The 14,527-nt window shown below is 72.4% G+C and carries 10 protein-coding genes; 8 read left to right on the forward strand and 2 right to left on the reverse strand.

Translation table 11 applies throughout. The features are described from left to right. The first annotated feature begins 94 nt into the window (after window positions 1–94). Entirely contained in the window at window positions 95–1,762 is a 1,668-nt protein-coding gene (locus ACSLIC_RS07980) for a fumarate hydratase (RefSeq protein WP_436736986.1), read from the forward strand. Between the two features lie 93 nt (window positions 1,763–1,855). On the opposite strand, the gene ACSLIC_RS07985 is transcribed toward ACSLIC_RS07980, so the two are convergent. After that, a complete protein-coding gene (locus ACSLIC_RS07985; protein ID WP_436736987.1) occupies window positions 1,856–3,391 on the reverse strand; it encodes a ricin-type beta-trefoil lectin domain protein in 1,536 nt (511 codons plus the stop codon). Between the two features lie 235 nt (window positions 3,392–3,626). Here ACSLIC_RS07985 and ACSLIC_RS07990 point away from each other — a divergent pair, with 235 nt between their 5' ends. From ACSLIC_RS07990 to ACSLIC_RS08010, 5 genes are all read left to right on the forward strand, one after another. Then, complete coding sequence (locus tag ACSLIC_RS07990; protein WP_436736988.1) at window positions 3,627–5,045, forward strand: class II fumarate hydratase; 1,419 nt, start codon at window positions 3,627–3,629, stop codon at window positions 5,043–5,045. Window positions 5,046–5,126: 81 nt separating this feature from the next. Further along, complete coding sequence (gene fomD, locus ACSLIC_RS07995; protein ID WP_436736989.1) at window positions 5,127–5,816, forward strand: cytidylyl-2-hydroxypropylphosphonate hydrolase; 690 nt, start codon at window positions 5,127–5,129, stop codon at window positions 5,814–5,816. A 197-nt stretch (window positions 5,817–6,013) separates the two neighbouring features. Next, the gene (locus ACSLIC_RS08000; protein ID WP_436736990.1) at window positions 6,014–6,715 is read left to right on the forward strand and encodes a class I SAM-dependent DNA methyltransferase; all 702 of its coding nucleotides are present in this window, start codon (window positions 6,014–6,016) and stop codon (window positions 6,713–6,715) included. A 35-nt stretch (window positions 6,716–6,750) separates the two neighbouring features. Further along, window positions 6,751–8,901, forward strand: coding sequence for a SpoIIE family protein phosphatase (locus ACSLIC_RS08005; protein WP_436736991.1), 2,151 nt, complete (start codon window positions 6,751–6,753; stop codon window positions 8,899–8,901). 291 nt (window positions 8,902–9,192) lie between these two features. Further along, window positions 9,193–10,656: a catalase gene (locus ACSLIC_RS08010; protein ID WP_436736992.1), complete on the forward strand. Its 1,464-nt coding sequence runs from the start codon at window positions 9,193–9,195 to the stop codon at window positions 10,654–10,656. A gap of 72 nt (window positions 10,657–10,728) precedes the next feature. Here ACSLIC_RS08010 and ACSLIC_RS08015 read toward each other — a convergent pair whose 3' ends face one another. After that, a complete protein-coding gene (locus tag ACSLIC_RS08015) occupies window positions 10,729–12,933 on the reverse strand; it encodes a transglycosylase domain-containing protein (RefSeq protein WP_436736993.1) in 2,205 nt (734 codons plus the stop codon). Between the two features lie 326 nt (window positions 12,934–13,259). Between ACSLIC_RS08015 and ACSLIC_RS08020 the strand changes: the two genes are divergently transcribed. Both ACSLIC_RS08020 and ACSLIC_RS08025 read left to right on the forward strand, forming a co-directional pair. Continuing rightward, window positions 13,260–14,249, forward strand: coding sequence for an SPFH domain-containing protein (locus ACSLIC_RS08020; protein ID WP_436740309.1), 990 nt, complete (start codon window positions 13,260–13,262; stop codon window positions 14,247–14,249). Beyond that, a complete protein-coding gene (locus ACSLIC_RS08025) occupies window positions 14,246–14,509 on the forward strand; it encodes a hypothetical protein (RefSeq protein WP_436736994.1) in 264 nt (87 codons plus the stop codon). Before ACSLIC_RS08020 ends, ACSLIC_RS08025 begins: the two co-directional genes overlap by 4 nt. Window positions 14,510–14,527: the final 18 nt, after the last annotated feature.

Raw genomic sequence — 14,527 nt, forward strand, 5'->3', positions numbered from 1 at the left:
TACCTCACAGGACCGGGGTCTCCGGCGCGTCTTACGCTGGTGAATGCTGCCCGAGGGAGGACAGCCAGCGACCCTTGAGTGAGGAATGGGCGAAATGCCGGAGTTTGCGTACACGGATCTGCTGCCGACCGGAGAGGACACCACGCCCTACCGGCTGGTCACCTCCGAGGGTGTCTCGACCTTCGAGGCCGACGGGCGCACCTTCCTCAAGGTCGAGCCCGAGGCGCTGCGCAAGCTGGCCGCCGAGGCGATCAAGGACATCCAGCACTACCTGCGCCCGGCCCACCTCGCCCAGCTCCGCAAGATCATCGACGACCCCGAGGCGTCCTCCAACGACAAGTTCGTCGCGCTGGACCTGCTGAAGAACGCCAACATCGCCGCCGCCGGCGTGCTGCCCATGTGCCAGGACACCGGCACCGCGATCGTGATGGGCAAGCGCGGCCAGAACGTCCTCACCGAGGGCGGCGACGAGGCCGCCCTCTCGCGCGGCATCTACGACGCGTACACCCAGCTCAACCTGCGCTACTCGCAGATGGCCCCGCTGACCATGTGGGACGAGAAGAACACCGGCTCGAACCTCCCCGCGCAGATCGAGCTGTACGCGACGGACGGCGGCGCCTACAAGTTCCTCTTCATGGCCAAGGGCGGCGGCTCGGCCAACAAGTCCTTCCTGTACCAGGAGACCAAGGCCGTCCTCAACGAGTCCTCCATGATGAAGTTCCTGGAGGAGAAGATCCGCTCGCTCGGCACGGCCGCCTGCCCGCCGTACCACCTGGCGATCGTGGTCGGCGGCACCTCGGCCGAGTTCGCGCTGAAGACCGCCAAGTACGCCTCCGCGCACTACCTGGACGAGCTGCCCGCCGAGGGCTCCCCACTGGGCAACGGCTTCCGGGACAAGGAGCTGGAGGAGAAGGTCTTCGAGCTGACCCAGAAGATCGGCATCGGCGCGCAGTTCGGCGGCAAGTACTTCTGCCACGACGTCCGCGTGGTCCGCCTGCCGCGCCACGGCGCCTCCTGCCCGGTCGCCATCGCCGTCTCCTGCTCGGCCGACCGCCAGGCCGTCGCCAAGATCACCGCCGAGGGCGTCTTCCTGGAGCAGTTGGAGACCGACCCGGCGCGCTTCCTCCCCGAGACCACCGACGAGCACCTCGACGAGTCGGGCGACGTCGTCAAGATCGACCTCAACCGCCCGATGGACGAGATCCTCGCCGAGCTGACCAAGTACCCGGTCAAGACCCGCCTCTCGCTGACCGGCCCGCTGGTCGTCGCCCGCGACATCGCCCACGCCAAGATCAAGGAGCGGCTGGACGCCGGCGAGGACATGCCGCAGTACCTCAAGGACCACCCGGTCTACTACGCCGGCCCCGCCAAGACCCCCGAGGGCTACGCCTCCGGCTCCTTCGGCCCGACCACGGCCGGCCGCATGGACTCCTACGTCGAGCAGTTCCAGGCCGCCGGCGGCTCCAAGGTGATGCTGGCCAAGGGCAACCGCTCCCGCCAGGTCACCGAAGCCTGCGACGCCCACGGCGGCTTCTACCTCGGCTCCATCGGCGGCCCCGCCGCCCGCCTCGCCCAGGACTGCATCAAGAAGGTCGAGGTCCTGGAGTACGAGGAGCTGGGCATGGAGGCCGTCTGGCGCATCGAGGTCGAGGACTTCCCCGCCTTCGTCGTCGTCGACGACAAGGGCAACGACTTCTTCACCGAGCCGGCGCCTTCGCCGACCTTCACGTCGATTCCGGTGCGGGGGCCGGGGCTGGCGTAGCCGCCTCTCGCACGGACGTGTGGCCCCGTCCTGCCGGACTCCGGCGGGACGGGGCCACACGCTTCGGTACGAAGACTCAGCGCGGGCCGGACCTCACGCCAGGCTCTGCGCGGCCGAGCCGTCGCAGGTCTCCAGGCGGGCCGGGGTGCTCTTGGCGGTCAGGGTGACGCAGAGGTCCTGGTCAGCGGTGGGGCGCAGGGTGGTGCCGGTGCGGGTGAACTTCTGGTTGGGCTGGCCGGCGCAGTCGTAGAGGACCAGGGCGCGGCCGGCGCTGTAGTCGGCGCCGGGGACGTCGAGGCAGCGGTCGTGGGTGGCCTCGACGTGGACGGTGCCAGTGTCGGGGCTCAGCCACCAGCCCTGGTTGCGGGCGCCGGTGCAGTCCCAGCCGATCAGGGCGGTGTCGTTGCGGGTGGCGCCGCTCTCGGCGTCGAGGCAGACGCCGGTGCCGGCGCGCAGTGGCTCGAACGCGTCGTCCCAGGCGCCGGCGCGCAGGACGGCCTGGCCGGTGGAGCCGGGGTCGGCGCAGCTGGCCTCACGCAGCCCGGTGCCGTGCAGGGCGCTGAGGCAGGCGGCGAAGGCGGCGTGGCCGCGGGCGTTGGGGTGGAAGGACTGGCGGACGGAGTTGGCGTCCGGCGGGATGGGGTGGGAGAGGTCGACGGTCAGGCCGCGGACCCAGGTGTTGTCGGTGCAGACCTCGTGGCCCTGGAAGAGGCGGGAGCCGTCGAGGTAGGTGGCACCGGCCTGGCGGGCGGCGGTGCGCAGCCCCTTCTGGAAGGCGGGCACGGCGGTGTCGCGCCCCCAGCGGGCGTCCGCGTCGTAGCCCACGCAGCCGCCGGGGAGCTTGCCGGGGAACTTCGGGTTGTCGCGGACGTCCGGGCTGATGGGGCTGGAGTAGCTCATCAGGACGAGCTCGTAGGAGCCGTCGGCGTACCCGGCGTCGGCCATGACCTTCCTGAGGTCGCCGAGGGTGGCGGTGACCTTGGGGATCAGGCCGTCCACGCGGCCCTGCCAGCCGGGGTCGTACTTCGGGTTGCAGGCCCCCTGGAGGAGCAGGTAGCGGGTGACGCAGTCGGTCATGACCGGGCCGAACTGGAGGTCGTCGTTGGCCCCGGCGACCACCAGGAGCTGCTTGACGCGGGTGTTGCGGGCCTTGACGGCGAGATTGTCGCTCTGGACCAGCTCGTCGGCGTACTGGCGGCTGCCGCCGATGCGGATGTTGGTGGAGTTCGCGCCGGAGCAGGAGACGTTGTACGTGACGTCGGCGGGGATGCTGGTGCGGTGGACGGCGGCGTCCTTGGAGCGGTGGCACCAGTTGGTGGGCCCGTCGGTGCCCGGTTCGTAGTTGCCGACGCCCTCGCCCGAGATCTGGCTGTCGCCGAGCGAGACGAGGGAGGTCTTGCGCTGGTCCAGGGGGCGTTCGGCCGGGTCGCCGTAGAGGGCGGTGGCCTCGGCGGCGCGGATCGCCTCCAGCTCGGCGGGGAGCGGGGCGGCGGCCGTGGCGGGGGCCGCGCTCGCGGTGGCCGGGGTGAGCAGGGCGGCGAGAACGGCGGCGGACGCGGCGAGCGCGGCGGCCGCGCGGCGCGGTCTGCGGGGTGCGTACGGCTCTTCGGCGGTGCGGGTGCGCTTCATGGCGTCTCCAAGGGGCGCAGGTGGCCCATGGGGGTGTCCGTACCGGGCATCCCCATGGCTTCGGTGACGTTGCGGGTACCGGGTGCTACCGAGGGTTTTTACTGGTCGGTAGCGGTCAGGGGAATACGTCGAACCGGACAATCGCTCAACTGTTCAGGCGGGCCCGTGCGCCGGAGGCCCTTTTCCCCGCCCCCGGCGCCTCCTCTCGCCCACCGGTTCTCGGAGGTAGGACGACATGACGAGTGACGCTTCCCGTACGGACGCGGCGGCCGGCGGCTTCCGCGTCGAGCACGACTCGATGGGCGAGGTGCGCGTCCCGGCCGGCGCCAAGTGGCGGGCCCAGACGCAGCGGGCGGTGGAGAACTTCCCCGTCTCGGGGCAGCGCCTGGAGCGGGCCCACATCGAGGCGCTGGCCCGGATCAAGGGCGCGGCCGCCACGGTCAACGCCCGGCTCGGCGTGCTGGACGAGGAGATCGCCGGGGCCGTCGCGTCGGCCGCCGAGGAGGTGGCCGCCGGCCGGTGGGACGGCGAGTTCCCGGTGGACGTCTTCCAGACCGGCTCGGGCACCTCGTCCAACATGAACATGAACGAGGTGCTGGCCACCCTGGCCACCGAGCGCCTCGGCCGCCCGGTCCACCCCAACGACCACGTCAACGCCTCCCAGTCGTCCAACGACGTCTTCCCCTCCTCGATCCACATCGCGGCCACCGCCGCCGTCACCCGCGACCTGATCCCGGCCCTGGAGCACCTGGCGGCGGCGCTGCGGCGCAAGTCCGAGGAGTTCGCGGACGTGGTGAAGTCCGGCCGCACCCACCTGATGGACGCCACCCCGGTCACCCTCGGCCAGGAGTTCGGCGGCTACGCGGCCCAGGTGTCGTACGGCGTGGAGCGGCTGCGTGCCTCGCTGCCCCGGCTGGCCGAACTGCCGCTGGGCGGGACGGCGGTGGGCACCGGGATCAACACGCCCGAGGGGTTCTCGCCCGCGGTGATCGCCGAGGTGGCGCGGACCACCGGGCTCGAACTGACCGAGGCCCGCGACCACTTCGAGGCGCAGGGCGCCCGGGACGGCGTGGTGGAGACCAGCGGGCAGCTGCGGACGATCGCGGTCGGGCTGACCAAGATCGCCAACGACCTGCGGTGGATGGCCTCGGGTCCGCGCACCGGTCTGGCCGAGATCCAGCTGCCCGACCTCCAGCCGGGCTCCTCGATCATGCCGGGCAAGGTCAACCCGGTGATCCCGGAGGCGGTGCTGATGGTGGCGGCCCAGGTGACCGGCAACGACGCGACCGTCGCCACGGCCGGCGCGGCGGGCAACTTCGAGCTGAACGTGATGCTCCCGGTCATCGCCAAGAACGTCCTGGAGTCGGTCCGCCTGCTCGCGAACGTCTCCCGGCTGCTGGCCGACCGGACGGTGGACGGCATCACCGCCAACGCGGAACGGGCCCGCGAGTACGCCGAGTCCTCGCCCTCGGTGGTCACCCCGCTCAACAAGTACCTCGGCTACGAGGAGGCGGCGAAGATCGCCAAGCGGTCGCTGGCCGAGCGGCGCACCATCCGCGAGGTGGTCCTCGACGGGGGGTACGTGGAGCGCGGCGACCTGACGCTGGAACAGCTCGACGAGGCACTGGACGTCCTGCGGATGACCCGCCCCTGACCTGCGACGGGGCGGCGGGGGCACCCCGTCGCCCCCTCCGGGCGGCCGACCCGCCCGCCCGGCACCCCCTAATATCTGGCCATGGCACAGACGGAGAGTGCGGCGGGCGGTGCGGCGGCGCGGGGCGGGCGGTGGGCACCGGGCACGCCGATCCTGTGGCGGTACCGGGAGAACGCCGGCGAGCGGTTCCACATCTGCCGCCCGGTCACGGTGGTCCACGACACCGCCGACCTGCTCGCGGTGTGGATGGCGCCCGGCACCGAGGTGGTCCGCCCGGTCCTCGCCGACGGCACCCCGCTCCACCGCGAGCCGCTGACGACGCGTTACACCAAGCCCCGCGCGGTCCGCCGGGACCGCTGGTTCGGCACCGGGGTGCTGAAACTGGCCCACCCGGGCGAACCGTGGTCGGTATGGCTCTTCTGGGAGCCGGGCTGGCGGTTCAAGAACTGGTACGTCAACCTGGAGCAGCCGCTGCGGAGATGGTCGGGCGGCGTCGACTCCCAGGACCACTTCCTGGACATCGCGGTGGCCCCCGACCGCAGCTGGCGCTGGCTGGACGAGGACGAGTTCGCCGAGGCCCAGGCGGTCGGCCTGATGACGGCGGACCAGGCCCGCGCGGTACGCGAGGCGGGCGCCCGGGCCATCGAGCGGATCACCGCGTGGGGGGCGCCGTTCAGCGGCGGCTGGCCCGAGTGGCGGCCGGACCCCGGGTGGCCGGTTCCGGTTCTTCCGGAGGACTGGGATCGCACGGGTGTGTCAGTGGGACCGTGAGACCCTTGCTACAGGGCCGTACTCCAAACGTAGGATCGTCGTCCGCAAGGACACAGCAGCCGCCGGGCCGGTACCGGTGGGCCGCACCGCACGACACGGCGACGGCCGGCCCCCCACCGGACGGGCCACCCGCCGCCGCACGATCGCAACGCACGAGCACACGTCAGGCAGACAGGCACCGAGGGGCGGAACACGACGTGAACGAGGGTCCAGGGCAGCGGGAGAACGGCGCGACGGCGGGCGGCTACGCCGCGGGCCTGGTCGTGGACCGCACCGGGCAGGCCGAGGCGTTCGACGCCATAGGCAGGCGGTACGACGAGGCGTTCCCGCACAAGGAGGGCCAGATCGCCGCTGTGCGGCGGCTGCTCACCGAACTCCCGGCCCGGGCCCGGGTCCTGGACGTCGGCTGCGGCACCGGCCTGCCGACCGTCGGCCAGTTCGTCGACGCCGGCCACCGGGTGACCGGTGTCGACCTCTCCGCCGGGATGCTGGAGCTGGCCCGGGCCAACGTCCCCGGTGCCGAGTTCCACCACCGCGACCTGGCCTCGCTGAGCGCCGAAGGGCCGGACGGGCTCGGCCGGTTCGACGCCGTCACCTGTTTCTTCACCCTGCTGATGCTGCCGCGCGAGGAGATCCCCCACGCGCTGCGGCTGCTCCGCTCGCTGCTGGTGCCCGGCGGCCACCTCGCCCTGTCGATGGTCGAGGCCGACCTGAACGACGCGGGCATCCCCTTCCTCGGCCACACCCTGCGGGTCTCCGGCTACCTTCGGGAGGAGCTGCGCCGCGTGGTGACCGAGGCGGGCTTCGAGATCCTCGGCGAGGACGACTACGCGTACGCGCCGGCCAGCACCGACGCCCCACCCGAGTACCAGCTCTTCCTGAACTGCCGGCGCGACTGACACGGCGCAGCCCCGGACGGACGGATTCGACACGCGTGACGGAGCACCCCACCTCCCACGAGGGCCGGCAGCCGCGAGCTGCCGGCCCGACCGCCCCCGCCGAACGGCGCGGGGCGCGCCCGCGTACCCCCGATCCGGCCGAAGCGCCGGAGAGCCCGGAGCGGGCGGGTCCACCGGCACGGGGGCGCGCCAAGGACGCCCCCGTGCCGCCGCAGGCCAAAGGGCGGCGGCGCCGCAAAGGCGGCTCCCGGCGGGCCGCGGCCTTACCCGCACAGGACTCCCCCGCCCCCGCCAAGGGCTCCCGCTCCGGACGCCGCCGCTCCGCGCGCTCCGGCCGGGGCGCGCCCGACGCGCCCGTCGAGCACGGCGCGACGCCCGCACAGGCCGGCCTCGGCGCGGCCCGCGGTTCCCGCGAGGAGCCGGCGCGCGGCGGTGGCCTCGGCGACGGCGGACAGGTGCCGGGCCAGCTGCCGGGCACGGCGCGACGCGACGGTGACCGGCTGAGGTTCGTCGGCGCGGCGACCCGGCGCATCGCCCGGGGCATCGACCCGGACGAGATCGTGATGGGCCTGTGCCGGGCGACGGTGCCGACCTTCTCCGACGCCATCCTCGTCTACCTCAGCGATCCGCTGCTGGTCGGCGACGAGCGGCCGACGGGGCCGCTGGTGCTGCGGCTGCGCCGTACCGACCGGCTGCGCCACCTCGGGGAGGCCGAGGAGGAGGGCGACCGCTCGCTCGCCGCGCAGATACCGCTCTCCCCGGAGGCGCTGCTCTCGCCCGAGCTGTGCGAGGTGCGCCTGGGCGGTCCGCTCGCCGAGGTGCTGCGCGGGGTGCGCCCGGTCTTCTCCGAGGCGCCCTCGGCCCAGGCCGCGCTGGCCGAACTGCTGGGTGAGGGGCGGACGGTGCCCGGCGGGATGCGTACCATCCTGGCGCCGTTGCGCGGCCGTCGCCGGGTGATCGGCGCGGCCGTCTTCCTGCGCAGCCCGGACCGGCCCGCCTTCGAGCAGGACGACCTGCTGGTGGCGGCCCAGCTGGCGACGCACAGCGCGCTCGGCATCGACAAGGCGGTGCTGTACGGCCGCGAGGCGTACATCGCCGACGAGTTGCAGCGCACCATGCTCCCGGAGACCCTGCCGAAGGCCACCGGGGTCCGGCTGGCCAGCCGCTACCTGCCGGCCGCCGAGACGGCCCGGGTCGGCGGCGACTGGTACGACGCGATCCCGCTGCCGGGTTCGCGGGTGGCGCTGGTGGTCGGCGACGTGATGGGCCACTCGATGACCTCGGCCGCGATCATGGGGCAGCTGCGGACCACCGCGCAGACACTGGCCGGTCTCGACCTGCCGCCGCAGGAGGTGCTGCACCACCTCGACGAGCAGGCGCAGCGGCTGGGTTCGGACCGGATGGCGACCTGCGTCTACGCGGTCTACGACCCGGTGGCGCACCGCATCACGGTGGCCAACGCCGGGCATCCGCCGCCGGTCCTGCTCCACCTGGGCGGCCGCGCGGAGGTGCTGCGGGTGCCGCCGGGCGCGCCGATCGGGGTCGGCGGGGTCGACTTCGAGGCGGTGGAGCTGGAGGCGCCGGCCGGGGCGACGCTGCTGCTGTACACCGACGGGCTGGTGGAGTCGCGGCTGCGGGACGTGTGGACCGGCATCGAGCAGCTGCGGGAGCGACTGGCGGCGACGGCCCGGCTGACCGGTTCCGACCATCCGCCGCCGCTGGAGGCGCTCTGCGACGACGTGCTGGACATGCTGGGTCCGGGCGACCGGGACGACGACATCGCGCTGCTCGCGGCCCGCTTCGACGGGATCGCGCCGAGCGACGTGGCGTACTGGTTCCTGGACCCCGACCCGGCGGCGCCCGGCCGCGCCCGGCGCCTGGCCCGCGCGGCGCTGGCGCGGTGGGGCCTGGAGGAGCTGACGGACTCGGTGGAGTTGCTGGTCAGCGAGGTGGTGACCAACGCGGTCCGGTACGCCTCGCGTCCGGTGACACTGCGGCTGCTGCGCACCGACGTGCTGCGGGTGGAGGTCGGCGACGACGTGCCCCAACTGCCGAGGCTGCGACAGGCCCGCGCCACCGACGAGGGCGGGCGCGGCCTGTACCTGGTCAACAAGGTGGCCCGGCGCTGGGACGCGACCCGGCTGAGCAACGGCAAGGTCGTCTGGTTCGAGCTGTCGATGCCCTGAGCGGAGGCCCGTCCGCCGGACACGCCCCGGCCCCGCCCGCCCCGGTCCAGCCGGTGCGGGCGGGGCCGGGGCGTGCCCGGGTGGCGCCGGGGCAGGCGGGTCGCGGTACGGACGAGGTGCGCGGGGTCCGCCCTGCCCCGGCGTCGGCAGGGCGGTACGGCACCGGACGGCTCACCCGGGTTGCCGACACGCCGTCGGCGACTTTGACTGCGGGGGTGGAGCGCGGAGGGGCCCCGGGGTGGGCGGTTGCACCGCCCGCGCCCGTGAGACCCGCACCGATGGGAGGACCCCGTGTCCGACGCACCGCAGCAGGCCCCGTACACCACCGACAACGCCGGCATCCCGGTGGAGAGCGACGAGCACTCGCTGACCGTGGGCCGGGACGGGCCGATCCTGCTCCAGGACCACTACCTCATCGAGAAGATGGCGCAGTTCAACCGCGAGCGGGTACCCGAGCGGGTGGTGCACGCGAAGGGGACGGGAGCGTACGGCTTCTTCGAGGTGACCAACGACGTCAGCCAGTTCACCAAGGCCGACCTGTTCCAGCCGGGCAGGCGCACGCCCATGCTGGCCCGGTTCTCGACGGTGGCCGGGGAGCAGGGGTCGCCCGACACCTGGCGCGACCCGCGCGGCTTCGCGCTGAAGTTCTACACCGAGCAGGGCAACTACGACATGGTCGGCAACAACACGCCGGTCTTCTTCGTCCGCGACCCGATGAAGTTCCAGGACTTCATCCGCTCGCAGAAGCGCCGTCCGGACAACGCGCTGCGCGACCACGACATGCAGTGGGACTTCTGGACGCTCTCGCCGGAGTCGGCGCACATGGTGACGTGGCTGATGGGCGACCGGGGCATCCCGCGCACCTACCGGAACATGGACGGCTTCAGCTCGCACACCTACCTGTGGGTCAACGAGGGCGGCGAGCGGTTCTGGGTGAAGTACCGCTTCAAGACCGACCAGGGCATCGCGTTCTACACCCAGGAGGAGGCGGACCGGGTCGCCGGCGAGGACGCCGACGTCCACCGCCGCGACCTCTTCGAGGCGATCAGGCGCGGCGAGCACCCGACGTGGACGATGTACGCGCAGATCATGCCGTTCGAGGACGCGGCGGACTACCGCTTCAACCCCTTCGACCTGACCAAGGTGTGGCCGTACGGCGACTACCCGTTGATCGAGGTCGGCCGGATGACGCTGGACGAGAACCCCGAGGACTGGTTCATCCACATCGAGCAGGCGTCGTTCGAGCCGTCCAGCCTGGTGCCGGGCATCGGCCCGTCCCCGGACAAGATGCTGCTGGGCCGCCTCTTCTCGTACCCGGACACCCACCGGTACCGGATCGGCCCGAACTACGCCCAGCTCCCGCCGAACCGCCCGCGCTCGCCGATCGCCTCCTACGCCAAGGACGGCCCGATGCGGTACGAACCGGCCCGGGTCGACGCGGTGTACGCGCCCAACTCGTACGGCGGCCCCGACGCGGACACGGCCCGGTTCGGCGAGGCGGCCGGCTGGTACTCGGCCGGGGAGATGGTCCACGAGGCGTACGCGCTGCGACGGGACGACAGCGACTGGGGCCAGGCGGGCACGATGGTCCGCGACGTGCTGGACGACGCGGCCCGTGAGCGGCTGGCCTCGAACATCGCGGGCCACCTGCTGGACGGCGTGACCCGCCCGGTGCTGGAGCGGGCGCTGGCCTACTGGCGCAACGTCGACCAGGACCTCGGCGACACGGTGGCCCGCGAGGTCGAGGCGGGCTGACCTCCCGGACCGGAAAAAGCCCGGCCCCCGTCCCGTGCGGGAGGGGGGCCGGGCCTGGTCGTGTGCCGCCGCCTACTGCTCCACGCCCGGCACGCCGGGCCCGACGCTGGGCAGCTCCGGGCCGGGCGGGGTCTCCTCCGGCGGCTCGGGGATCGACGGGCCGCCGGAGGGCTCGTCCGAGGGCGCGGGGTCGGTCGGCTCCTCGCTGGTCGGTTCCTCGCTGGGCTCGGGCGGAGTGCTCGGCTCCCCGGACGCGCTCTCCTCCGGCTCCGGCGGCGTGCTCTCCTCGGGCTCCGGCGGCGGGGCGACGCCCGCGCCCATGTCGGTGGCGAGGTCGAAGCCGACCGGGGTGCCCATCACCTTGAAGGTGTAGTCGGCCCAGATCTGCGCGGGGAAGCCGCCGCCGTTGACCCGGCCGCCGTCTGCCGCCCCGTACAGGGAGACCTGCTGGCCCTTCTTCTCCATGTCCTCGCCGAAGAGGCCGACGGAGGTGACGAGCTTCGGGGTGAAGCCGGTGAACCAGGCGGACTTGTTGTCGTCCGAGGTGCCGGTCTTGCCGGCCACGTCCTGGGCGGGGTTGCGGACGGCGGAGCCGGTGCCGTCGTCGACCACGCCGGTGAGGACGGAGGTGACGGCGTCGGCGGTGGAGCGCTTGACCACCTGCTCCCCGATGGCCTTCGGCAGGTCGACGGAGCGGTCACGGTGCTCGGCGCTCTTCAGCACGGCCGGGGAGACCAGCTTGCCGTGGTTGGCGAAGGTGGCGTAGACCCCGGCCATCTCCAGCGGGCTGGCGCCCATCGAGCCGAGCGTCTGGGCGGGGACCGCCTCCAGGCCCTCGACGTCCATGCCGAGGTCGTCGGCGGTCTTCATCACCTGGTCCATGCCGACGTCGACGCCCATCTGCGCGAAGACGGAGTTGATGGACTTGTTCATCGCCTTCTGGACGGTGACCGGCCCGTAGTCGATGTCGTCCTCGTTGGGGGGCGCGTACGGCGTGGGCGAGCCCTCCAGGGGCCGCTCGCTGGTGCCGTCGTAGACGGTGCCGGCGGTGACGGGCTGGCCGTCCTGGGTCTTCGCGCCGTTCTCCAGGGCGGAGGCGAGGATCAGCGGCTTGAAGGTGGAGGCGGCCTGGTAGTCGCGGCGGGTGGCGTTGGAGAGCTGGTGCTCTAGGTAGTCACGGCCGCCGTAGAGGGCGAGGACCTTGCCGTTGCGCGGGTCGACGGAGGCGGCGCCGGTCTGGACGCGGGCGTCGACCTCGCGGGCCTTCGGGTCGAGCTTGTCGTTGAGGGAGCTGTCGACGGAACGCTCCAGTTCGCGCTGCTTCTTCTTGTCGATGTTGAGCGTCATGGTCCAGCCGCCGGCCTCGACGGAGGTCTGCGCCTCCTCGGCGCTGGCGCCCTCGGCCATCAGCTGCTTGCGCAGGGCGTTGTTGGCGGCGTTGACCAGGTAGCCCTTCTGGCCCGCGAGGCCGGGGGCGGGCTTGGGCTCGTCCGGCACCGGGAACTTCTGCCCGGCGGCGCTCGCCCCGTCGAGCCAGCCCTGGTCGACCATGTTGTCCAGGACGTACCGCCAGCGCTCCTTGACGAGCTGCTTGCCCCGGTCCGAGGCGACGGCCCAGTCGTACTGGCTGGGGGCCTGGAGGAGGGCGGCGAGGTAAGCGCCCTGGGAGACGGTGAGGTCGTCGGCGTCGACGCCGTAGTAGGACTGGGCGGCGGCCTGGATGCCGTGCGCGCCGCGGCCGTAGTAGCTGGTGTTGATGTAGCCGGCGAGGATGTCGTCCTTGCTCATCCGCTGGTCGACCTTGAGCGCGATGACCAGTTCCTTCACCTTGCGGCTGACCGTCTGGTCGGAGGTGAGGTAGTAGTTCTTCACGTACTGCTGGGTGATGGTGGAGCCACCCTGCTTGCCCTTGCCGGAGACGGTGTTGATCAGGCCCCGGGCGGTGCCCTTCAGGTCGATGCCGCCGTCGGTGTAGAACGTCTTGTTCTCGGCTGCCACGAACGTGCGCTGCACGTTCTTGGGTATCCGGTCGAGGCCGACGATCTCGCGGTTGACGGACCCGGTGTGGGTGATCGGGGAGCCGTCGGCGTACTTGTAGACGTTGCTCTGGCGCTTGGCGTCGGCGTTGCCCTCGGGAACGTCGACGGCGAGGTACAGGCCGACGAATCCCAGCATGCCGAGCAGGCAGACGGCGAAGAAGGCGCCGAGGAGTTTCCTGAGCGTGAAGAAGCGGCGTATGCCGCCCCGTCCCGCCCGTCCTTCGTCCGATCGGCTCATGGTGAGTCGCTCCGCTTCTTTCCGCTCCGAGAACCCCGGGGTGTACGGGTCTGATCCCGCCCGGCCGGCCCGGACACCCGCGTTCGGCTACTACCCGCGCCCTGCGGCCACACCCGTCCGGTCAGCTTTGAAAGCTAACACCGCGACCGGGGACAAACGGTTGCCGATCCGACCTTTTCCGGACGTGAGAATGAGCACCCGCGACCAAGGGAACCGACTCACGAACGCGCCCGAGGGTTGCCGGCACCGCCTGTTTCCGGCCAGGGAACGGCGCGGAAGCGGGACTGGCGTGAGCACCGCCACTCCGTTAAAGTGATATCAGTTTGATTGGCCAGTGCGAGCAACACGACCACAGAAACGGGGACTCCGTGACCACCTCCTCCCACACCCCAGCCGTCGACCCCACGCCGGACCTGCCCGCCATGCCGCAGCCGTCCGTCCGCGAGTTCAAGGCGCACAGCATCGGCGGGGCGATGGCTCTGCTGCTGGGCCTGGTCGGCCTGGTCGCCGGCGCCGGCCTCATCGCCTTCGGCGCGGCGGCCGAGACCGATGCCGTCAAGGCCGTGCTGATCACCGTCGGCGTCCTGGTAGCGATCGGCGCCTTCCTCGCGATGTGCGGGCTGAACATGGTGGCCCCGGGCGAGGCCCGCGTCGTCCAGCTCTTCGGCCGGTACCGCGGCACCATCCGCACCGACGGCCTGCGCTGGGTCAACCCGCTGACCACCCGCGAGAAGATCTCCACCCGGGTGCGCAACCACGAGACGGCCGTCCTCAAGGTCAACGACGCCTACGGCAACCCGATCGAGCTGGCCGCCGTCGTCGTCTGGAAGGTCGAGGACACCGCCCGCGCCGTCTTCGAGGTGGACGACTTCCTGGAGTTCGTCTCCACCCAGACCGAGGCCGCGGTCCGCCACATCGCCATCGAGTACCCCTACGACGCCCACGACGAGGGCGGCCTCTCCCTGCGCGGCAACGCCGAGGAGATCACCGAGAAGCTCGCCGTGGAGCTGCACGCCCGGGTCGAGGCGGCGGGCGTCAAGATCGTCGAGTCCCGCTTCACGCACCTCGCCTACGCCCCGGAGATCGCCTCGGCGATGCTCCAGCGCCAGCAGGCCGGCGCCGTCGTCGCCGCCCGCCGCCTGATCGTCGAGGGCGCGGTGGGCATGGTCGAGCAGGCGCTCTCCCGCATCCAGGAGGACGACATCGTGGAGCTCGACTCCGACCGCAAGGCCGCCATGGTCAGCAACCTGATGGTGGTCCTCTGCGGCGACCGGTCCGCCCAGCCGGTCGTCAACACGGGCACGCTCTACCAGTGACCGGAGCGACGGAGGAAGGAGCGACCGGCCGGCCGCGACGGCCCCGGCAGCAACGCAAGCAGGTCCTGCTGCGGCTCGACCCGCTCGTCCACGACGCCCTCGCCCGCTGGGCCGCCGACGACCTGCGCAGCACCAACGCGCAGATCGAGTTCCTCCTCCGCCGCGCCCTCTCGGAGGCGGGCCGCCTCCCCGGCGCCACCGGCCCCCTGCCGCGCCGGGGCCGCCCGCCCCGCCGCGAGGAGCCCGAGGCGGGGGACTGACCGCCACCGCGCACGACA

The organism is Streptomyces sp. BBFR102 (genome assembly GCF_051397025.1).
In the GTDB taxonomy this organism is placed as follows: domain Bacteria; phylum Actinomycetota; class Actinomycetes; order Streptomycetales; family Streptomycetaceae; genus Streptomyces.

Coding starts and splice junctions, on each gene's coding strand:
- ACSLIC_RS07985 (WP_436736987.1), bottom strand. CDS start 3,391: ATGAAGCGCACCCGCACCGCCGAAGAGCCGTACGCACCCCGCAGACCG.
- ACSLIC_RS07990 (WP_436736988.1), top strand. CDS start 3,627: ATGACGAGTGACGCTTCCCGTACGGACGCGGCGGCCGGCGGCTTCCGC.
- ACSLIC_RS08015 (WP_436736993.1), bottom strand. CDS start 12,933: ATGAGCCGATCGGACGAAGGACGGGCGGGACGGGGCGGCATACGCCGC.
- fomD (WP_436736989.1), top strand. CDS start 5,127: ATGGCACAGACGGAGAGTGCGGCGGGCGGTGCGGCGGCGCGGGGCGGG.
- ACSLIC_RS07980 (WP_436736986.1), top strand. CDS start 95: ATGCCGGAGTTTGCGTACACGGATCTGCTGCCGACCGGAGAGGACACC.